Genomic DNA, 20,955 nt, shown 5'->3' with positions numbered 1-20,955 from the left:
ATCTCTGAAAAAGGTTCGAGGAACGGCATGAGTCGTATCCTGACAGGCATGCCCCTCCGCCATACGGATACCATTGCGGTGGCAACACCGAGGCCCAAGAACAACCATCGTTCACTTGTCCGCCCCCACCATGAAAACTCGGTGCATCCGTACTGTCCTTCTTGTCCTGGCCGCAACGTGGCTGACGAGCGCTGCGGCCGCCCAGACCTTCACCTGGGGCGTCTGTGGGCATCCAAGCCCGAGCCAGGCACTCTGGAGCGACTACGCCACACAGTTCGCTACGCTGGAGCAGCGCGGCTTGAAGAGCTATCGCTTCGACGTGCCGCTCACGAGGGATGGCTCGGCCGCCACGCAATTGCTGCAGGCGCTGGTGCCGCTGTCCCATGCGCACCACATCACGCTGCACCCGATCCTGTACGTGCCCTTCACTTGGGGCGATGCGACCGACAACGGCCGGTATCCCGACTCAGACGCCGGGCTCGAAGCGCAGGGCTACGATCGCGTGGCGCCGATCGTCCTGCGGTTCGCTGCTGACATTCGCGACTGGGAGCTGCAGAACGAGCTGAGCCTGCGCCAGGGCTTCAAGAGCGGGACGGGCACCACCGCCAGCGACTACGCGACGCCGCTGGCGCATCAATGGGCAACCGTGCTGCGCGGCATGTCGCGCGCCGTGCATGATGTCGGCACCCGTACTGGCCGGCCGCTACGCACGGTGGTCGACACGGTCTACGCAGACTTCGGCCTGATTCCGTTCCTGGAAGCGCAGGGCGCGCGGGTCGACAAACTGGCGTACCACTATTACTACGGTGCCGGCACCAACCCCTACCGGGTCAGTGTCGCAAGGGGAACGATCGATGTCTTTGCCGAGATGAAGAAGATCGGTAAGCCCGTTATCGTCAACGAGTTGAACGCGGCTGAAATCTACGCCCCGCTGCGAGGCCAACCGTATGACGACGCGAAGGCCCTGGTCAGCCTGAAAACGCACATCGGCTACTTGCTGAACCAGAACGACGCCAATATCGAGGGCGCCGAGTTCTACGAGTTGTATGACGAATCCGGCAAAAACGCTGCCGAGTCCAACTTCGGACTGATGAAAACGCCGGCGCAGCCCAAAACCCAGATGCTGCTGGCAACGGTGGCCACGTGCGCGATGTTCTCGGCCAGCGAACACGCGACGCTGGTCTCGCAAGGGCTATTCACCGAAGCGGACCTGGCTGCAAGGCAGGCCAGTTGCAAGACAACTACCGCTGCGCACACCCGCTAGGGACTGCTCACATTTTCAAGAAGGGCCTGACGCGCAGGCTAAGCTCAATGCTGCCGCCAGACGGCTCAATTAGCGTCCGCGCAAAACTCTAAACGTCGATACGCCATCGGAACGTTGGCATCAATAAGTTGCATTGACCCGTTGAAGGCGCACAATTGTGAAATCCCGCGGAGTTGACCGTCAGGTCGGGGCACTGACCCTTCGCGCGAAGCCTCGCGCCTCATTGACTTCCGCCCTGTGCGATATCAGCGTGGGGCCGGTTCCACCACCCGCCCCCGAGCGCCTGAAATAGCGCGGCCGTATCGGAAAATCGGTTGGCGCGTGCCGCTATCGTGGCTTGCAGGGCCGTCTGGTAGGCCTGTTCGGCGCTTAGCACGGCGAGGATGTTGACCTGACCGATGGCGCGCTGCTTGTCAGTGATGTCCAGCGTGGTGCGGGCGGCCTGCTCGGCCTTTAGCGCGGCCTTGAGCACGTCGGCATCAGCATCCAGCGCATGGAGGGTATCGGCGACGTTCTGGAAGGCGGAGATGACCGTGCCACGATACTGGGCCTCGGCCTGGTCGACGCCCGCATCGGCGGCGCGTTTCTTGGCCAGCAGCGTGCCACCGTCGAAGAAGGTCTGCGCCACGCCGCCAACCAGGCTCCAGAACACATTGCCCTGCTGGAACATTTGGCTGAATTGAGAGGCTGTTCCGCCCCGGGTTGCAGACAGAGTGAGCTGGGGCAGCATGTTCGCAATGGCCACGCCTACCTGCGCAGTGGCGGCGTGCAGTTGTTCTTCCGCAGCGCGAACATCGGGGCGCTGCCGCACCAGATCAGACGGTAGCGACAAGGGCAACTCTTGCGGCAGCGTGAAATCTGCAAATGTGAAAGTGTCCGCGATGCCGTCGCCCGGCAGCTTGCCGGCCAGCGCGGCCAGCAAGTCGCGCTGCACGGCCAGTTGCTTTTGCAAGTTCGGCAGCGCCTGCTCGGCCTGCGCCAGCGCTGATTGTGCGGCGGCCACGTCGAGACCGGTGACGGCACCCAGCGTGAACTGCTTGCGCAGGTTGCCGACCAATTGTGTGTTGATGGCCACGATGCGCTTTTGCGCATCGATCTGCGCCCGCAGCGATGCCTCTTGTACCGCTGCCGCCACGATGTTGGTGGCCAGCGTTAGATAGGCGGCCTCCAACTGGAAGTACTGCGCATCCTCTGCGGCCTTGAGCGACTCAACCTGACGCCGGTTCAAGCCGAACACGTCAGGTGCGTAGCTGACCGTGACCTGCGCCGTGTGCAGGCTATAGATCTCAGCATTCGAGGTGAGCGAGGGGGCGATCGTGCCGACCGCATCGCGCTTGCGGGCACCCTGGTACGCGCCCTGCACCAACGGGAAGAACGCGCCCTGCTGCGCACTCGTCTGCTGTTGCGCTATGCGCAGCGCCGCTTGCGCTGCACTCAACGTTGGGCTGGCGGCGAAGGCATTTTCAATGGTCTTGTTCAGCTTGTCCGACTGAAACGTCTTCCACCACTGGTCGGACACTTTCATGCCCGAGACAAAGCGCTGGGCTTCACCCCCCTGCGTGGCGGCAGAAGACGTCTGCTCCGGCAACGGCTGCGGCGTATAGCCGGACACCTTGGGCGCGTCCGGCACCTTGAAATCGGGCCCGACCGCGCAGGCGGTGACCAGCAGGCAGGCAACCGCCAGGGCGGTCAGGCGCAGCGAGGCAGAGGTAGAAGGTGACGCGCCAAAGGCAGTTTTGGAGGGCATGCAGGCACCCAGTCTGGACGAATGGCGGCGATTCTAGGGGAGCGGCGATTTGTTGCGAACTGTGATTCATCACAGTAGACCGATCTGCAGGTGGCCCGCATCATGCGGGCCAATTTCTATCGTCTGGGGTATTGCCGTGCTGGTCGATTACAAATCTGCCGCCATCGGTGGCGCTGTTGCCGCGCTGGTCGTTGGCTGCCTGATGTGGGGCTTGGGAGGCCAGAAACGGTCCGAAGCCTCGCCCGCTCCGTCGTCACCATCGTCATATGGGGTGGCGCCCCTGGCTCTGCCGGCCACCCCGTCGCGCGATGGCCAAGCCGTCACGTTGAGCCAGAGTCAGCTCCAGTACATCAAGGTCGCGCCGGTTGAACTGCACGACTTCGCCAACCGCCGTGAAGCCGTCGGCAACATCGATTTCAACCAGGACCGTGCCGTACAGGTGTTCACGTCGTACCAGGGCAAAATTCGTAATACCTACGCCAAGGTGGGCGATACGGTGGCCAAGGGCAAGCCGCTGTTCGATATCGACAGCCCCGACCTGGTGCAAGCGGAATCCACTCTGATTTCCACTGCCGGTACGCGCAAGCTGACGACCGATGCACTCGCCCGTGCGCGCCAGTTGTATGAGATCCAGGGCCTGGCGCAGAAGGACCTGGACCAGGCTATCTCCGACCAACAGGCTGCGGAGGCCGCCTACAAAGCTGCGCGTGAAGCCCTGACCGTGTTCGGCAAGACGCCCGCACAGATGGACCAGATCGTGCAGACGCGCAAGACCGATTCGCTGCTGACGGTGGTGAGCCCGATCTCGGGCCAGGTGACTGCGCGCAGCGCACAGCCGGGCTTGCTCTTGCAGCCGGGCAACGGCACGGCGCCATTCACGGTGGCTGACGTGTCCACCATTTGGATGCAGGCATTCGTGCCGGAAGCCGACGCGCCGCTGCTGCACGTTGGCCAGCCGGTCAAGATTCACGTCATGGCATTTCCGGGCCGGGTCTTCAACGGCAAGATCAGCACTGTGGGCGCATCGGTCGACGCCAACACGCACCGCATCCTGGTGCGTTCGGAAATCGACGATCCGAAGCACGAACTGCGCCCCGGCATGTTCACGTCATTCGACATCACCACCGGCGCGCCCATCCAATCACCAGCGTTGGCGATGGACGGCGTGGTGCGTGAAGGCGACGGCACCATGACCGCATGGGTCACGACGGACCGCAAGCGCTTTGCGCGGCGCGTGATCAAGCTTGGCCTGGAACAGGATGGCTTTGTGCAGGTGCTCGAAGGCCTGAGCGCGGGCGAACTGGTCGCCAACGAAGGCGCGCTGTACCTGAGCACGGCGGCTGCCGGCAATTTCAACGGCGCCGACTGAGGGGAGTTCACCGTGCTCAAATCAATTCTCAAGCTATCGCTGCTGCGACGGCCGCTGATCCTGTTGTTTCTGCTGGCATTCGTGGCGGCAGGGCTGTTTGCGTATTCCAAGCTCAACATCGAGGCGTACCCCAACCCCGCACCCGTCATCCTTGAGATCACGGCACAGACGCCCGGCCTGTCGGCCGAAGAAATGGAGCGGTACTACACCGTGCCGATGGAGATCGGCCTGGCGGCAACGCCCGGCGTAGAGAACATCCGCTCCACGTCGTTCTACGGTCTGTCGTTCGTGCGCGTGACCTTCAAATACGGGATCGACTACTACTTTGCTTACACGCAGGCGGCACTTGCCCTCCAGCAGAACGTCAGCCTGCCCAACAACGTGCAGGCGCAGATTCAGGCGTCGAGTCTGGTCGGGGAAGTGGTGCGCTATCAGTTGAAGGGGCCGCCCCACTTTGGGCTGACCAACCTGCGCACCTTGCAGGATTGGGTGTTGCAGCGCCGCCTGAAGACGGTACCGGGCGTGGCCCAGGTCGTCAGCTGGGGAGGCACGACCAAGGAGTACGACGTCGAAGTCGACCCTAAGAAGCTGGAAGCCTATGGCGTCACCCTGCCACAGATGATGACAGCGCTCGGCAATGCCAACATCAACGTCGGCGGGCGCACGATCAACTTTGGGCAGCAGTCGGTCAACATCCGCGGCGTGGGTCTGATCCAAGACGTGAAGGACATCGACAAGATCGTTCTTACGCAGACCAATGGAGTGCCCGTACAGGTCAAGGATGTGGCGAAGACGAAGATCGGTTTCGCGCCCCGTCTAGGCATTGCCGGCCGTGACAATGAAAGCGACGTCGTCACCGCCATCGTGGTGATGAACCGCACCATGCAGACCAACGACGTGGTGGCGCGCGTCAAGGCAGAGCTGGACAAGATCAACACCGATGGCACGCTGCCGGCAGGCGTGAAGGTCGAGCGTTACTACGACCGCTCGGAGCTCGTCTCCGTCACCACGCACACGGTCATGCATGCGCTGCTGTTTGGCTGCCTGCTGGTGTTCTTCATCCAGTGGATCTTCCTGGGTGATTTGCGCAGCGCCATCATTGTCAGCGCCAACATTCCGTTTGCGCTGTTCTTCAGCATCCTGATCCTCTTGTTGACCGGCGAATCCGCGAACCTGCTCTCAGTGGGGGCGGTGGACTTTGGGATCATCGTGGACTCATCGGTCATCCTGGTCGAAAACATCTTCCGCAACTTCCAGATGCCGGCGGCGGAGCAGACGCGCCTGCTGATGAGTCGTGACGCGAAGGTGCTCGGCTTACGTGTGCCGGAGCGCTTGCGCATGATTTTCGTCAGTGCGCTGCAGGTGGATCGCGCCGTGTTCTTCTCCGCCTTGATCACCGTCGCGGCGTTCGTTCCGCTGTTCACCATGCAGGGGGTGGAGGGCCAGATCTTCGGTCCGATGGCGCGTACCTATGGCTACGCGTTGGCAGGCGCGCTCATCGCCACCTTCACGGTCACGCCGGCGCTGTGCTCGTACCTGCTGCCCAAGAAGATTGAAGAGAAGGAAACCTGGCTCGTGCGCGCACTGCACAGGCTCTACCAGCCTGCGCTGAAGTGGTCCCTATCCAACCGGCGCATTGCCGTGACGATCGGCGCGGTCGTGTTGGCGGCAACCGCGGCGCTCATGCCGCTGCTGGGCACGGAGTTCCTGCCCGCGCTTGAAGAAGGCAACCTGTGGATTCGGCTCACCATGCCGCAAACGGCGTCGCTGGAATCGGGCGTGGTACCGGTCTCGCGCATGCGTCAAATCCTCCTTAAGCACCCCGAGGTGCGCACGGTGGTGTCGGCCCATGGTCGCCCCGACGACGGTAGTGATGCCGCGGGCTTCTACAACGCCGAGTTCTTCGTGCCGCTTAAACCTTTCGACCAATGGTCGGCGGGGATGACCAAGGAGAAGCTGATCGCGCAGATCCAGAAAGAGTTCACCAGTGAGTTCACCGGGGTCGGCCTGAATTTCTCGCAGTACATCCAGGACAACGTGGAAGAGGGATTGTCTGGCGTGAAGGGGGCGAATTCGGTCAAGATCATCGGCCCGGACCTGCAGGTGCTGGAGCGGCTGGCCGATCAGGTGCAAAGCGAGATGAGCCGCGTCAAAGGCATCACCGACCTGGGCATCTTCCGTGTGCTGGGTCAACCGAACCTGAACGTGCGCATCAACCGTGAGGCGGCCGCGCGCTATGGACTGAACACGGGGGATGTGAATACCGTGGTCCAAGCGGCGCTGTCGGGTTCCCAGGCCACCACCATCCTGGAAGGCGATCGGCAGTTCGCACTGACGGTGCGGCTGGCCCCGGAGTACCGCGCCACGATCGATGCGGTGCGCAACATCCGCGTCGCCTACTCGAACGCGAACGGCGGCAACGCCTACATTCCACTCTCGGCGCTGGCTGACATCACGCTGGATACGGGGGCGTCGTACATCTATCACGAGAAGAACGCCCGCTATATTCCGGTCAAGTTCAGCGTGCGCGGGCGCGACCTGGGCGGCACGGTCGAAGAAGCGCAGCAGCGCATCGCCCAGCACGTCAAGTTGCCGCAGGGCTACCGCATCGAGTGGGCAGGTGAGTTTGAAGAACTCGAACAGGCCAAGCAGCGGCTCGCGGTCATGGTGCCGATCAGCATTCTGTTGATTCTGGTGCTGCTCTATGGGTTGTTCAATTCGCTGCGCGATAGCTTGATGGCGCTGGCTGGGATTCCATTTGCGATTACCGGCGGAGTGGCGGCCCTGTTCCTGACGGGGTTGGACTTCAGCGTCTCAGCGGCCATCGGCTTTGTCTCGTTGTTTGGGGTGTCCGTGATGGACGGCATTCTGATGATCACCTACTACAACGACTTGCGCCGGGAGCGCGGCCTCCAGCCAACTGAAGCGATGTTCCATGCGGCGCAACAGCGGATGCGGCCCATGCTGATGACCGCGCTGTCAGCGTGTATCGGCCTGTTCCCGGCGGCTATTTCCACGGGCATCGGCAGCCAGGTGCAGCGGCCACTGGCCACCGTGGTTGTGGGCGGCATGCTGGTGGGCCCGTTGATGCTGCTGGTGATCGTGCCGGCCCTGCGGATGGTATTCCTCGGCAAGGAGCCGCCGCCTGAAGAGCCGACCCTTGAGGAAGCGCCGGTCTGAGTGATGGCCGCCGCTTCGTGCGGCGGCCCCTACGGTTTGATGATGCCCGAGCTGGAAGCCCTGACCACGGCTTCGATGCGCGTGGCGACGCCCAGCTTTTCGCGCGCATTGTCCATATGGAAATCGACCGTGCGCTTGGAGAGCCCAAGAATCGTGGCAATCTCACCCGATGTCTTGCCGCGCGCAGACCATGCCAGCACCTCGGCCTCGCGCTCGCTCAGTTGTACGGGCGGATGCGCGGTGTGCGTGCGCGGCCGTCTGGCGAGCCGTGTTTGCACAATGCTAATCAGGATTTCGAAGTCGACCGGTTTGGTCACATAGTCATCAGCACCCAGGCGACGCCCACGCAGTTCGGACTCGCGTTGCGCCATCGCCGTCAGAAAGACGAACGGAATTTCGGCATAACGTGGCGCAAGCGTGCGCAACTGCTCCAGCAGTTCGAAGCCGGTCATGCCCGGCATGCCCACGTCGCACAGCACCAGATCAGGGGCTTCGCGCAGGAGCATCGCCAGCCCGGATTCGCCGTCGTGCGCGGTGATGACGGTATAGCCGTGTTCGGCCAGTTCTTCGGTGATCAACTCGGCGGTTTCAACGTCGTCTTCAATGCAGAGGATCTTCGGGCTGGCTGGCATCATGGAGATTCCGCCTGGTGGTATGGTGACTGACGCTTCGCTCACGACGTTGTCAGGGAAACTGCGCAGGACATTACCTATGCAATCGCCAAACAGGGCCCCAGCCGCGCCAGACGGGCGGCGCTTTGGAATCGAATCTCCTTCGATCCTGCGTCCCATCCGCGTCCGGTTGACGCTGGTGTTCGTGATCTTTTTGCTGCTGGTGGTCGGCGTCGGCGCTTTCAGTATCGACCAATTGGCCAGTTTCCACAGCGTATCTGCGCAGATCAGCGGGCGCTGGCTTCAAAACAGCCGGATTCTGGGCGACCTCAATAACTACATCTCGGATTATCGCGCGGCCGAAGGCGATTTTCTGATCGCCTCATCACGTGCCGATCTGCGAGCCGCAGACGAACAGGTCGCCATGCTCGACAAAGCGATTGCCACGTCCCAGGCCCGCTACGACAAGATCGAGCACGACAGCCCCGAGCGCGAGCTTTACAGCCAGTTTGTCACCCAATGGAACACGTATCGCGAGCTAGCGCGACGGCTGATGATTTCTGCCAAGGCAGGCGACGTAGCGGGTGCTACGCGGCTCTATCACACGGATTCCAAACACGCATTCGATTTGGCGAATGACACGTTGGGTGTGATGACCGAACGCAGTGTCGCTGGCGCCACGGCAGAAACCGAGCGAGAGGCGCAGGCCTATCACAATGCGCGGCAACTCATAGTTGGGGCGATCGTGGTGGCGGCGTGCCTGGTCGTGTTGGCCGTGATTTATCTTGTCTACGCCGTGTCGCGCCCGATTGCCGCGCTGGTGGATCGCATGCACCGCGTTGCCAACAACGATACCCAGATCGACATCCCAGGCGTGGACCGCCACGACGAGATTGGTGACATCGCGCAAGCCGTGGCGCGTTTTCGCGAAAACACAATCGAATTGGGTCGCAGCAAGGATGCATTGATCGCCCAAGCCGCCGTATTGCAGGAGACGCTCGACAAAGAGCGCCGCATGGCCGAGTTGCAACGCAATTTCGTCTCAATGGCATCGCATGAATTCCGCACGCCGCTGGGCGTGATTGACGGCCAGGCTCAGCGCTTGATCCGCATGCGTGACGCGTTGCCGCCTGAGGTGCTGGAAGAGCGCTGCGAGAAAATCCGGGCTGCCGTGCAGCGCATGACGCACCTGATGGATCACCTGCTCGACTCTTCGCACTGGCTGGATTCCACGACGCCCGCAGCGATGCGGCGCACCGATTTCCCGCTTGCAGCGCTTCTGACCGAGGTTTGCGAAATGCACTTGGAAGGCACGCCGAGCGCACGGATCGAGTTGTGCGTAGAGACTGATGAGCCGAACACATTCTTCGGCGATGCCCGGCTTCTGTTCCAGGCCTTCAGCAATCTTGTCGGCAACGCCGTTAAATACTCGCCGCCAGGCGCACCGGTCAGCGTGCGTATGCGCAGCGACGGCGACGGTGTATCAGTGACAGTGGAAGACCGGGGCCTGGGCATACCAGAGCGCGATATCGAGTGCTTGTTCGAGCGCTACGTGCGTGGGGGCAACGTTGCGGGGACGGTCGGGGCAGGTGTCGGGCTTTATTTGGTGAAGCTGGTCGTGGAATTGCACCGAGGGACGATCACCGTGACCAGCGAAGAAGGCAAAGGCTCAACATTCAACGTGTTCTTACCGCGACTCAAAGGCTAGCTTGTACCGGCTGGGAGCCCGTTTACGGGATCGACGTGGGTCATGACATTGAGAACATCACGTCTTTGCATAACGCGTCGCCTCGCTTCGAGCGCGATGTCGTGACCGACCTTCACGGTTGCGGTGCTTTCGATCTCCAAGTGCGCGTCAACCAGGATCATGTCGCCCATTTTGCGTGTCCGCACGTCATGAACGCCAAGCACGCCTGGCGTGCCGAGTATCACTTCCCGAATTTCGCTGGCTGTCTCTTGATCGACGGCTCTGTCCATGAGGTCGTACAGGGCATTCGAGCCAAACTGCCAGCCCATTCTCGCCACCATTAACCCGACAACGAATGCGGCCACTGGATCGAGCAGGTGGAATCCAAGCAAATTGCCGACGATGCCGAGTGCAACCACCAATGAGGAGGCTGCGTCGGAGCGGGCGTGCCATGCGTTCGCTATCAGCATGCTGGAGCGTACGCGCTCCGCAACGGCCAGCATGTACCGGAACAACAGTTCTTTGCTCACCAGTGCGCCCAGTGCGACCCACAAGCCGACCAATTTCACATGTGAGATCGACTCCGGATGCTCCAGCTTGGTCACCGCACCCCAGAGCATTCCGACGCCTACGGTGAGTAGCAGCAAGCCCAATACCAGGGATGCTGCTGTCTCGAATCGAAGGTGACCATAGTGATGTTCCGCATCCGGTTCCTTCTGGCTATGGTGTCCAGCAAAGAGAACGACGAAATCCGAAACCAGGTCGGAAAGCGAGTGGATCGCGTCGGCGATCAACGCTTGTGAATGGGCAAGAACGCCGGCAACCAGCTGCGCAGCCGTTAGGGCCAAATTGACACCCACGCTGACGAGCGTGCTGCGTTTCGCCGCGCGCTTCATGGCGGGCGTTTCGCTGTCGAGATCAATCTCGGTTGGCTGTTGCATGGTCTTGTTTGTCTGATGGACGAGGACAGATCACCTTGAGGGCGAGCGCCTGAATTTGTCCGCGATCATAGGGGGAGAGCGGGCCGTGTGGGAAATAACCGGGAGCCGCAGAAAAGAATCCGCATGAGAGGCGTTCGCATTCGCTGTTGCATTGGTTGGCACAACTGCAATGCCAGGGCTCGCATGTGCATCAAGACAATTCGCTAATGCGCCAGGATCGGCTTGCCGAATAGTGACGGCAGGAAATCATCCAGGAAGAACAACACCTGAATATTTGCGCCGACACCTCGCGTCGAACCGTGGGTTGTAGGAAGGCCCGGTTCCGCGGCGACCTGCCACGTATCGCTGACATAGGGGATCCCTGGGTTGACGGTGCCGCGCGTGCGTTGCCCCCGTGGTGAGTCGAACGCGAACTCAATCAAGGGAATCCATTGGCGGAGGGGATCCTCCTTGGGGAGCACGCCTGACGCAAATCGATCCGTCAAATACAGCGTGCTGTACTCCAGCGCGAATCTCCAGTGCACCGTGGTGACATTGGCCGTCCTTACAGTGTTGAACTGCCGCGTCGTCGGGTCATAGCTCAAGTTGTTCGACGTCTTACCTGTCGGCACGGCCACGCTGACACCCGCCGTAATGCCCGCCGGCCGCAACCAAGACCCTGCGTCAGGCAAGGCGCCGAACCCCTGGGCCTATATAGAGGCTCGGGGCGATGGTCGCTGAAATGTTGGCGCCGAGCCGTTTAGCCCCGGTATGAAGCGACTGGGCCGCGTAAGTCCAGCCGCTTCCGCGAGTGAGCGATAGTGCGCATGCATCACTGAGAAAGGCTTCACCTTGTCACACGTGACAAGTCAATGGGTCTGCGCGCAACTTCCAGCGCATGGGGGTTTCCATTCCATAGTGGCATTTGCGTTGAATAGTCCGGCCAACGAGGCGCCATGCGGTTGGCCGGAATTTGTGTCTCTTGTTTGTCCGTCGACGAGTCTCCTTGGTACAGACTTTCCTTTCCGCCAAGGTGGGAGCGGCTCAATCAAATCAACGCTTTATCGACGATTTTGGTACAGCCTTTTTTGTCTGCCGTTAAAACGTCATGTGCGCTGGCGATTGCTGCCACATATCGTTATCGGCAATCCTTCGTTCCGGTCGCGCGGGGCCGGCCCGTATGCTGTGCTTTCGTCCCACCACGCAAGCATGCACGCATGGCCATCTATCTTGACGACCGACAGCGCACGGAACTGGCGCGGGCCGCCCGTCACTGGCTGTGGCGCACGGAGCTGCCGACGTGGCTGCTGATCGCCACGGTCTATGCAACCTGGTTTGGCGTTGCCACGCATGTGCGGCAACTCGGTTTGCTGCTGGCGTGTGTGCTGCTGACGTTATGCACCACGTGGTACCTGTCGTTGCAGCACGAGCTGCTGCATGGTCACCCGACACGCTTGCCGTGGCTCAATGCCTTGCTCGGCGCCGCGCCGCTGGGAATCTGGCTGCCATATGGCCTGTACCGGCGCCTGCATCTGCGGCACCACGAGGCTGAACTGACGCACCCGGACACCGATCCGGAGAGCTACTTCCTCTACGCCGTCGATTGGCATGCGGCCGGTCCGGCAATGCGCAAGCTGTATGCCGCGCGCAATACGCTGGCCGGGCGTATGTTGCTGCAACCGGCGTTCTCGATTCTCACCATTGCAGCGGATGCTTGCGCAAAGCTGCGTTCGGGCGACTGGCGCGACGCGCCCATGTGGGCGGCCCACCTGCTTGCGGTCGTGGTGCTGCTCGTGTGGCTGCAGACGGCCTGTGGCCTGCCCGCGTGGCTCATGCTGCTGGGCGTGGCGTATCCGGCGTTGTCACTGGCGGCGATCCGCTCTTTCCAGGAGCATCGCCCGGCGGATTCCCACGCCACCCGCAGCGTCATCAACGACGCCGGCTTGATGTGGCGGTTGCTGTTTCTCAACAACAACTACCATCTGGTGCACCACGACCTGCCTTCCGTACCGTGGTTTGCATTGGCATGGGTCTACCGTCGCCGCGCCGAGGACTACCTCGTGCGCAACGGCGGCTTCCATGTGCGAGGTTATCGGGAATGGCTGATCCGCTACGCGCTGCGTGTGGCGGCGCCGGTAGCGCATCCGCTGTTCCATGGTTCTTCCGATCGGCACGTGTATGCGCCGCATTCCTATGGGGAATATCGCGAATATGGCGAAGCGTGAGCGCTGGGTGGCAGCTCTACCGATGTACAACGTCTCTGCATCGTTGCGGTACGACTGGGCCACGCTGATCGAGCGGACAGCCCAGGCGCTGGGCCGTGGCACGTCGCCCGTGATGCTGGACCCCGTGGACCCGGGCGAGAGCCCCGACGCGCTGCACGCCTTCTGGCGGCGCGACGACGTGTTGTTGTCGCAAACCTGCGGCTACCCGTTGATTCGCGGGTTGGCATCGCGGGTACAGCTGATCGGCACCCCACGCTTTGTTGCGCCCGGCTGCCACCAGGAAGCCTATAGCAGTGCGATCGTGGTCCGCGCGAAAGATGGCCCCACCACCCTGGCCGCATGCCGGGGCGCGCGGGTGGCCTGCAACAGCCCCGACTCGCACAGCGGCATGAACGCACTGCGGCACGCCGTCGCGCCACTGGTACGCGGCGCGCGGTTCTTTGGGGCGGTCGTGCATACGGGGTCGCACCTCAGGTCGCTGGCGGCGGTTGCCGACGACGAGGCCGACGTTGCCGCCATCGACTGCGTGACGCTGGCGTTTGCCGCAGAGCACAGGCCAGACCTGGTTGCGGGGCTACGGCAGATCGGCTCGACACGGCATGTGGCCGGCCTGCCCTTCATCGCCTCGCGCCGGGCAGACGACGCGCTGGTAAAGCGAGTGAGGAAGGCGATGTGCGAAGCCTTGCACGATGACGGCGGCCTGCGCTCCAGGCTCCGCCTGGAAGACATCGTGCCGACCACGATGGCGCACTACCGGCCCATCGCCGTGATGGCACGCGAGGCGCGCATGCGCGGGTACGGGGAACTGGGCTGAGATTTCCCGAACGTGTCCAGGCCGAGCCGGTGGAAAGCGGTCGCGCATTGCGCACCGGCATCGAGGAGTCGATGACGGGCCTTTCTGGTCCGAACGTGGGCCTCCAACAGTCATGCTCGAACCTTTGTGGCCGGAGTGCGAGCCTCGAACACTCGCCCTCCCGCAGTCCACGCTCGAAAATTTCGACCTCTGACTGCCGGCTTCAAGCCTCGGGCGGTGGAACGTCAGCCTCAACGGGCCAACGTCGAGTGTTTGAGGGCCATGCGCCAATGTCTGACGGTGGCGTGTCGCTCTCAGACTGTCGAGATCGAATGTTTGAGATCGATTGGTGATGCGATTGATGCCCACGTTTCGATATCGCTCGGGGCCGCGATGTCGATCCGCAGACGCGGGACGTGTTAGCCGCCGTCACAGCCGCTCTATCGGCGTTCCAATCTCCTTAACTGTTCAAGAACGACATCGCACGGATTTACCCGCGCGCCCCAGCATTGCCGGCGCGCTTGGCGCGAGGGCCGCGCTCGGTCAGCGGATTTCCGTGTTCGTTGACCTGGGAATAGATCGCGGCCAGGGCAGGTTGAACCTTGCGCATGCGGATCCGGTAGAACATCAACGCAGCCGACATCACAGCCAGCAGGACACCTGAGGCCGGTCCGATGATGTCGGCGCGCTGCCAGCGTGGTGCATCGTCAGCCGGGCGGCGCGCGTGACCACACACCGGGTAACTCGATTTCCATCCGCATACGAGAATTAAAATAATTTCATATCGAAAGTTTTTGCGCCGCCACGATTCACAAAAGCGCAGATTTGGTGCAGGTTCATTCTCTTGGTTTTGCTCGGATGTGCCGCCAAGCCAATACTGGCGTCACGCAGCTCACGATCAGCTCGGACCCCTTCCGCCGAGAGCACAGGTTTGAAGCGCCCCGCTGCCCTGGCATCGCATTCAAGATTCCTCCTGTCGTGCCGTCATTTCCCATCAAAGCAGCCTGGGCAATCTTGCGGCGCGACGGCTTTGAAGATCGGCCAACGACAGCCGCACATGTCTTCAAGATGCTCCTGCTTCAACGCATGCACCTGATTGCATCGCCAGATGGCCACGGCGATGGCGTTGCCCAGGGCATGACGTCTCTCTCTGACGCCGCTGAAACAGGAATGAAGCAAATGAGAATCTCGGATATGAAGATCGGGGTGCGCCTTGGTGCAGCGTTCGCGCTTGTGGTGGCGCTGCTGATCGGGACCGCCGCTGTCGGCATCCAACGGCTGGACGACAACAACACGAAGATGAGCCGGATCGTCAGCGAGCGCTATTCGCTGATCGCACTGAGCAACCAGATCAAGAACAACGGCTACAAGGCCAACGGCATTCTCAGCAATCTGCTGCTGGCCACGTCGGCCGACCAGAAAGCGAAGTACATGAACGACTACGCAGCCATCCGGCAGGCCAACGGGCAGGCGTATGGGCGGCTGGAGAAGATGCTGACGACCGATGCGGGCAAGGCGCTCTTCAAGGAACAGTTCGACGCGCGTTCCGCTTACGGTGCGAGCGTGCGCAAGTTCTTTGAGCTGATCGATGCCAACAAGCCGGAAGACGCTCGCGTGCTGTACCAGGGTGACATGAGCCGCCTGCAAGACCAGTACTACGTGCTGGTCGACAAGATGGTGGACCGCCAGGCCAGCGAGATGGAGCACGACGTCGGCGAAGCCGCCGAGCAAGGTGCCAACGCGAAGATTCAGATGATCGTGCTTGCCGTGCTGGCGACCTTGCTTGCCATTGCCACGGGCGCGTTCATCACCCGCACGATCACCGGCCCGATCAACCGTGCGCTGCACCTGGCCGAAGCCGTGGCGCAGGGCGATCTGACGCACCGTCTTCAGGTTGGCGCGCAAGACGAGATCGGCCGCCTGCTGACCGCGCTCAAGCGCATGACCGACAACCTGCATGGCATCGTCGGCCGTGTACGTGGCGGGACGGACACCATCGCGCGTGCATCGCGCGAGGTGGCGAGCGGCAACATCGATCTGTCCAGCCGGACCGAGCAGCAAGCCAGCTCGCTGGAAGAAACGGCGGCGGCCATGGAGCAGCTCACCTCCACCGTCAAGCAGAACGCCGACAACGCGCAGGAAGCGAGCCGCCTGGCATCCAATGCCTCGCTGGTGGCGACCAAGGGCGGCGACGCCGTTGGCGAGGCGATCGAGACCATGAGCACCATCAATGCGTCGTCACGCAAGATCGTCGACATCATCGGCGTGATCGACAGCATCGCGTTCCAGACCAACATCCTGGCACTGAACGCCGCAGTGGAAGCTGCGCGCGCCGGTGAGCAGGGCCGTGGCTTTGCCGTGGTGGCGGGCGAGGTGCGCAACCTTGCGCAGCGCAGTGCCGCAGCGGCCAAGGAGATCAAGGCGCTGATCGAAGATTCGGTCAACCACGTCGGCACCGGCACCGCCAAGGTGGAAGAGGCGGGCCAGATCATCCGCGACGTGGTGGCAGGTATCCAGAACGTGACCAACATCGTTGCCGAAATCAGCGCTTCAAGCCGCGAGCAGAGCGAAGGCATCGAGCAGATCAACGAGGCCATCACGCAGATGGACAAAGTCACGCAGGAAAACGCCTCGCTGGTCGAGGAAGGCGCGACCTCGGCACAGGCGCTGCAGGACCAGGCCGATCAGCTGGCCGACATGGTCAGCGCGTTCAAGCTGCATGGCGACATGTCGGGTCATGCGCATGGCACACAGAGCGGGACGGCCACGCTGGCGCAAGCTGGCTGGGCGCGCGCTTAAACACGTTTGTCATTCGCAGTTGTTGTCGCAGTGATGTTGCAGTCAGCAGTCCAACGGAGGAGGCACGGGTCGCCGCCAAGCGGCTCGTTACAGAAGGAATCGACGTAGCGCTTTGCTTTGGCGTTTCGAACGGTCCCGCCATTTGCCGAACAGGTGTCTGCTGCGCAACCGCTGTGCTGGTTGGAGGATTGCGCGCGCGGGTGCGCCGGCGTGCCGATGGCGGGACCCACCCACGGTGTCTCTTATCTCCTGAACAACCATGTCCTCCCACGCTCCTCAAATGGCCGACCCGGGTTCGGTCGCAGGGTTTGACCTGTCCAACGCGCCGGCCGGCACTGCCACGGCGCTTCCACTCACCCCGGTCACCCAGTTGATCGACGCCTATCGCGAGCACGGGCATCGGCGCGCGCGGCTGGACCCGCTTGCACGCGTGCCCCTGCCTGACGTGCCTGAGCTTCGCCTGCGGTTTCACGGCCTCGACCCAGCGCAGAAGCGCGATCCCGCCAGCGCGGTCCTGCCCACCGCGACGACGATGCAGGAACTCGAATGGCAGCTCAAGCGCGTGTACTGCGGCGCCATCGGCCTCGATTGCAGCAGCGTGCGCAAGCGCCAACGCCGCGCATGGCTCTACGCGCGCATGGAGGCAGAACTGTTGGCACCGCCGCTCGCACCTGACCAGAAGCGCACGTTGCTGCGCCGGCTGGTGGCGGCGGAGATGTGGGAGCGTCTTGTTGGCGGCACATTCGCGCATGCCAAGCGGTTCTCCCTGGAGGGCTGCGAGAGCCTGGTGCCGCTGCTCGATACGCTGGTGGAGGAAGGTGCCGGCCACGGCGTGCGTCAGGTGTTTCTCGGCATGCCGCATCGCGGGCGCTTGAACGCGCTCGTCAACGTGATGGGGTTTGACGCGCGAGGCATGCTCGATCGGCTCGATCCTGATTCGGACATTGCGTTCACCCAGCGAGACCTGCCGTATCACCTCGGTGGCCGTGCGCATCGGTTGGTGGGCGACGATGAGGTGGCGCTGGTGCTGGCGCCCAATCCATCGCATCTGCAGAGCGTGTACCCGGTCGTCTGCGGTATGGCGCGCGCGCATGTGGATGAGCACCCCGGCACACCGTGCCTGCCGGTGATGGTGCATGGCGATGCTGCTTTCGCGGGGCAAGGCGTAGTCATGGAGACCCTGAACCTGACCCGCCGCAGCGGCTACACGGCAGGCGGTGTCGTGCACGTGATCGTCAATAACCAGATCGGCTTTACAACACCCAACGTGATGGACGTGCGTGCCCACGACTACTGCACCGACGTGACGCGCATGGTTGATGCGCCGGTGCTGCACGTCAACGCCGACGACCCCGAAGCCGTCGTGCGTGCCGCACGGATTGCCATTGCGTACCGGATGGAGCATGGCGCCGATATCGTCATCGATCTGATCGGTTATCGCCGCCTTGGGCATTCGGAGCACGACACGCCCGCAGTGACGCAGCCCGCGCTGCACGCCGCCATTGCGGCGCACCCGACCGTCACGGAGCAATATCACGTTGCCAGTGCGGAATCGACGCGCTTGGCGGATCTGCGCGAAGCTGCCGTGCGTGACTTGCGGGCTGCCCCGGGCAAAGCGCCGCGTGCAGCCGACGTTTCGACGCTGCACAGCGCCGCGCGCCGCCAGCTTCAGCCGTTGTCATCGCAGCGCGTGCAGGCATTGACGCAGACGCTGACCACACCGCCCGACGACGTGCTCCTGCACGACGTTGTGCGCGGACTGTGCGAGCGTTGGCGCGCTACGGTCTCGAGCGACGCGCATACGGTCGACTGGTGCCTGGCTGAAAACCTTGCCCATGCCACGCTGCTGGAAGACGGGCACAGCATCCGGTTGTCCGGCATGGACGTCGGGCGCGGCACGTTCATGCATCGGCACGCGGTGTGGCAGTCGCAGGCGTCACTGTCCGACGACGGCGACCGGTACGTTCCGCTGCAGCACGTGGCGCCGTGCCAAGGCACCTTCGACGTCATCAACTCGCCGTTGTCGGAAGAAGCCGCGCTGGGCTTCGAATACGGCTACAGCGTACAGACCCGCACGCGGTTGACATTGTGGGAGGCGCAGTTCGGCGACTTCGTCAACGGTGCACAGGTCTTCATCGACCAGTACATCGCTTCGGGGGAATACAAGTGGGGTTGCCAGTCTGCACTGGCGATGCTGCTGCCGCACGGCCACGAAGGTGTCGGGCCAGAGCATTCCAACGGATTCCTGGGGCGTTTTCTGCAGCTTTGCGCGGATGACAACATGCGCGTGGTCATGCCGTCGACGTCGGGCCAATGGTTCCACCTGTTGCGCGAGCACGCCACGTTGGCAACGCCCAAGCCGCTGATCGTCATGTCTCCGAAGACGGAACTCCATGGCAACGGGCGTTCGCATTCGCCCCTGCAGGACCTGATCGACGGGCGTTTCATGCCGGTGCTGGCCGACGCCTCGGCGGTCGATCCGCAAACCGTCGCGCGTGTGGTCTTGTGCAGCGGTAAGTTCTTCTACGAACTGCACGCGCAGCGCGAGCGCGAGGCCCGCGCGGATGTGGCGCTCGTCCGTGTGGAGCAGCTCTATCCGTTTCCGCAGGAGGCACTTGTGGCCGCGCTGGCGGCATTCCCTAACCTGAAGGAGATCGTCTGGGCGCAGGAGGAGGACGCCAACCAAGGCGCATGGCGCTTCGTGCGCGACGCGCTGCAGACGTGTCTGCCGGAGGGGAGCCGACTGGCCAGTGTGTGCCGCAGCGCGACGCCGTCGGGCGCGCACGCGTCGGTGCGCGCGCATCAGGCGGAGCAGCGTCGCCTGGTGGCTGCTGCGTTGGGCGCGTTGTGATAGCCGGAAGCTGATGCAGGAAGCTCGACCGCGACCGCCGTTTGAGACATCGGTGGTCGCGGTATGGCCTTGTTGTTGAAACGCCGGGCCGCGATTACGGCGTGTGGCGCAGATACCCTTCCTTGCTCGGATCGGGCATGAAGTACGTCACGACGAAAGACACCGCGCACAGCGCTGTCACGTACCAATAGAACGTCGATTCACTACCGGCCTGCTTGAACCACAGCGCCACGTATTCCGCCGAGCCGCCGAACACCGCGTTGGCAATCGCATACGAGAGGCCCACGCCCATGGCGCGCACCTCTGGCGGGAACATCTCGGCCTTGATCAGCCCGCTGATCGACGTATAGAAGCTGACGATGGCCAGCGCCACCGTGATGAGGCCAAAGGCTGCGAGCGGGGTCGTCACCGTGGCCAGCGCCTTCATGAGCGGCACTGTGCCCAGCACCGAGAGTGCCCCGAACAGCAGCATCGAATTGCGGCGGCCGATGCGGTCGGACAGCGCGCCAAACACGGGCTGCAGCACCATGTAGACGAACAGTGCGCCCGTCATCACGTTGGAGGCGGTCTTGGTCTCCATGTGGGCCGTGTTGACGAGGTACTTCTGCATGTACGTCGTGAACGTGTAGAAGATCAGCGAGCCGCCGGCGGTAAAGCCGATCACGCGCAGGAACGCACCCTTGTGCTGCCACGCGCCGCGGATCGTGCCAGCGTGCTCCGCCTTGCGCGCCGAGGCGGTCTGCGTTTCGTGCAGTGACTTACGCAGGTACAGGGCGATCAGCGCGGTGAGTGCGCCCACCACAAATGGAATGCGCCAGCCCCAGGCTTTCAGCTCCGCGGTCGTCAGCAGTTGCTGCAGGATCACCAGCACGAGCACCGCGCACAGCTGGCCGCCAATCAGCGTCACATACTGGAACGAGGCAAAGAAGCCGCGTCGGCCCTGCAGCGCCACTTCGCTCATGTAGGTCGCGCTGGTGCCGTATTCGCCGCCAACCGACAGCCCCTGGAACAGCCGCGCCACCAGCAGCAGGAACGGCGCCAGCGCACCGATCTGCGCGTAGGTTGGCAGCACCGCGATCAGCAGCGAGCCGCCGCACATCATCAGCACCGAGATCATCATCGCCCTGCGCCGGCCGTGCTTGTCGGCAATGCGGCCGAACAGCCAGCCGCCGATCGGCCGCATCAGGAAGCCCGCCGCAAACACGCCCGCCGTGTTCAGCAGTTGCGTCGTGCGGTCGCCGCTGGGGAAGAACGCCGGCGCAAAGTACAGCGCGCTGAACGCGTAGACGTAAAAGTCGAACCATTCGACGAGGTTGCCCGACGACGCGCCGACGATGGCAAAGATGCGGCGACGTGTGTCGTGCGGGTCAACCGCGTGCGGGGTGGCAGTGCTATCCATGAGGGCGTCTCGGTGTGGTCGGTGTGGTTGTTCTGTGGGCAGCCTAAGCTGACCCTCAGAATTGTAGCGACATGTCGCAGGTTGTCGCGCCCCGGACTTGCCCCGATGGG

14 protein-coding genes are annotated in these 20,955 nt (G+C 62.8%); 8 read left to right on the top strand and 6 right to left on the bottom strand.

What is annotated here, in order from left to right; translation table 11 throughout:
- Positions 1-130 precede the first annotated feature (130 nt).
- Complete coding sequence (locus tag AAHM38_RS00245) at positions 131-1,264, top strand: hypothetical protein (protein WP_116574918.1); 1,134 nt, start codon at positions 131-133, stop codon at positions 1,262-1,264.
- 220 nt (positions 1,265-1,484) lie between these two features.
- Here the strand turns inward: AAHM38_RS00245 and AAHM38_RS00240 are convergent, their stop codons facing one another.
- Positions 1,485-3,011 (bottom strand): efflux transporter outer membrane subunit, encoded by a 1,527-nt coding sequence (locus AAHM38_RS00240; RefSeq protein WP_116574917.1) that lies wholly within the window; start codon positions 3,009-3,011, stop codon positions 1,485-1,487.
- A gap of 136 nt (positions 3,012-3,147) precedes the next feature.
- Between AAHM38_RS00240 and AAHM38_RS00235 the strand changes: the two genes are divergently transcribed.
- Positions 3,148-4,380, top strand: a complete 1,233-nt coding sequence (locus tag AAHM38_RS00235) for an efflux RND transporter periplasmic adaptor subunit (RefSeq protein ID WP_116574916.1) — start codon at positions 3,148-3,150, stop codon at positions 4,378-4,380.
- A gap of 12 nt (positions 4,381-4,392) precedes the next feature.
- Positions 4,393-7,560, top strand: coding sequence for an efflux RND transporter permease subunit (locus AAHM38_RS00230; protein ID WP_116574915.1), 3,168 nt, complete (start codon positions 4,393-4,395; stop codon positions 7,558-7,560).
- 29 nt (positions 7,561-7,589) lie between these two features.
- On the opposite strand, the gene AAHM38_RS00225 is transcribed toward AAHM38_RS00230, so the two are convergent.
- Positions 7,590-8,195, bottom strand: a complete 606-nt coding sequence (locus tag AAHM38_RS00225) for a response regulator transcription factor (protein WP_004632320.1) — start codon at positions 8,193-8,195, stop codon at positions 7,590-7,592.
- A gap of 76 nt (positions 8,196-8,271) precedes the next feature.
- On the opposite strand from AAHM38_RS00225, the gene AAHM38_RS00220 reads away from it, so the two are divergent.
- The gene (locus AAHM38_RS00220; protein ID WP_116574914.1) at positions 8,272-9,879 is read left to right on the top strand and encodes a sensor histidine kinase; all 1,608 of its coding nucleotides are present in this window, start codon (positions 8,272-8,274) and stop codon (positions 9,877-9,879) included.
- On the opposite strand, the gene AAHM38_RS00215 is transcribed toward AAHM38_RS00220, so the two are convergent.
- Both AAHM38_RS00215 and AAHM38_RS00210 read right to left on the bottom strand, forming a co-directional pair.
- The gene (locus tag AAHM38_RS00215) at positions 9,876-10,799 is read right to left on the bottom strand and encodes a cation diffusion facilitator family transporter (RefSeq protein WP_116574913.1); all 924 of its coding nucleotides are present in this window, start codon (positions 10,797-10,799) and stop codon (positions 9,876-9,878) included. The two genes, AAHM38_RS00220 and AAHM38_RS00215, sit on opposite strands and share 4 nt — an antisense overlap.
- 203 nt (positions 10,800-11,002) lie before the next feature.
- Positions 11,003-11,416 carry a hypothetical protein gene (locus tag AAHM38_RS00210; protein WP_304540590.1) on the bottom strand — a complete coding sequence of 138 codons (414 nt, stop codon included), beginning with the start codon at positions 11,414-11,416 and terminating at the stop codon, positions 11,003-11,005.
- A 579-nt stretch (positions 11,417-11,995) separates the two neighbouring features.
- Between AAHM38_RS00210 and AAHM38_RS00205 the strand changes: the two genes are divergently transcribed.
- Complete coding sequence (locus tag AAHM38_RS00205; protein ID WP_116574911.1) at positions 11,996-13,003, top strand: fatty acid desaturase; 1,008 nt, start codon at positions 11,996-11,998, stop codon at positions 13,001-13,003.
- Complete coding sequence (locus AAHM38_RS00200) at positions 12,972-13,817, top strand: phosphate/phosphite/phosphonate ABC transporter substrate-binding protein (RefSeq protein WP_116574910.1); 846 nt, start codon at positions 12,972-12,974, stop codon at positions 13,815-13,817. The genes AAHM38_RS00205 and AAHM38_RS00200 overlap by 32 nt, the downstream gene beginning before the upstream one ends.
- 469 nt (positions 13,818-14,286) lie before the next feature.
- Here AAHM38_RS00200 and AAHM38_RS00195 read toward each other — a convergent pair whose 3' ends face one another.
- On the bottom strand, positions 14,287-14,532 hold the full coding sequence (locus tag AAHM38_RS00195; RefSeq protein ID WP_009277035.1) for a hypothetical protein: 246 nt from the start codon (positions 14,530-14,532) through the stop codon (positions 14,287-14,289).
- 443 nt (positions 14,533-14,975) lie between these two features.
- Here AAHM38_RS00195 and AAHM38_RS00190 point away from each other — a divergent pair, with 443 nt between their 5' ends.
- Both AAHM38_RS00190 and AAHM38_RS00185 read left to right on the top strand, forming a co-directional pair.
- The gene (locus AAHM38_RS00190) at positions 14,976-16,595 is read left to right on the top strand and encodes a methyl-accepting chemotaxis protein (RefSeq protein ID WP_116575126.1); all 1,620 of its coding nucleotides are present in this window, start codon (positions 14,976-14,978) and stop codon (positions 16,593-16,595) included.
- Positions 16,596-16,875: 280 nt separating this feature from the next.
- On the top strand, positions 16,876-19,446 hold the full coding sequence (locus AAHM38_RS00185; protein WP_116574909.1) for a 2-oxoglutarate dehydrogenase E1 component: 2,571 nt from the start codon (positions 16,876-16,878) through the stop codon (positions 19,444-19,446).
- 94 nt (positions 19,447-19,540) lie between these two features.
- On the opposite strand, the gene AAHM38_RS00180 is transcribed toward AAHM38_RS00185, so the two are convergent.
- Complete coding sequence (locus tag AAHM38_RS00180) at positions 19,541-20,845, bottom strand: MFS family transporter (protein ID WP_116574908.1); 1,305 nt, start codon at positions 20,843-20,845, stop codon at positions 19,541-19,543.
- Between the last annotated feature and the right edge of the window lie 110 nt (positions 20,846-20,955).

Origin of the sequence: Ralstonia sp. OTU4908 (genome assembly GCF_038440115.1) — a bacterium.
Taxonomy (GTDB): Bacteria; Pseudomonadota; Gammaproteobacteria; order Burkholderiales; family Burkholderiaceae; genus Ralstonia; species Ralstonia pickettii.
The sequence above is the reverse complement of the archived record's forward strand: the minus strand, read 5'-3'. Positions and strand labels throughout refer to the sequence as shown.

Bases quoted from the DNA above. Each gene is read 5' to 3' on its own strand.
- AAHM38_RS00245 (WP_116574918.1), top strand. From the start codon at position 131: ATGAAAACTCGGTGCATCCGTACTGTCCTTCTTGTCCTGGCCGCAACG.
- AAHM38_RS00240 (WP_116574917.1), bottom strand. From the start codon at position 3,011: ATGCCCTCCAAAACTGCCTTTGGCGCGTCACCTTCTACCTCTGCCTCG.
- AAHM38_RS00225 (WP_004632320.1), bottom strand. From the start codon at position 8,195: ATGATGCCAGCCAGCCCGAAGATCCTCTGCATTGAAGACGACGTTGAA.
- AAHM38_RS00220 (WP_116574914.1), top strand. From the start codon at position 8,272: ATGCAATCGCCAAACAGGGCCCCAGCCGCGCCAGACGGGCGGCGCTTT.
- AAHM38_RS00215 (WP_116574913.1), bottom strand. From the start codon at position 10,799: ATGCAACAGCCAACCGAGATTGATCTCGACAGCGAAACGCCCGCCATG.
- AAHM38_RS00205 (WP_116574911.1), top strand. From the start codon at position 11,996: ATGGCCATCTATCTTGACGACCGACAGCGCACGGAACTGGCGCGGGCC.
- AAHM38_RS00200 (WP_116574910.1), top strand. From the start codon at position 12,972: ATGGGGAATATCGCGAATATGGCGAAGCGTGAGCGCTGGGTGGCAGCT.
- AAHM38_RS00190 (WP_116575126.1), top strand. From the start codon at position 14,976: ATGAGAATCTCGGATATGAAGATCGGGGTGCGCCTTGGTGCAGCGTTC.
- AAHM38_RS00185 (WP_116574909.1), top strand. From the start codon at position 16,876: ATGGCCGACCCGGGTTCGGTCGCAGGGTTTGACCTGTCCAACGCGCCG.
- AAHM38_RS00180 (WP_116574908.1), bottom strand. From the start codon at position 20,845: ATGGATAGCACTGCCACCCCGCACGCGGTTGACCCGCACGACACACGT.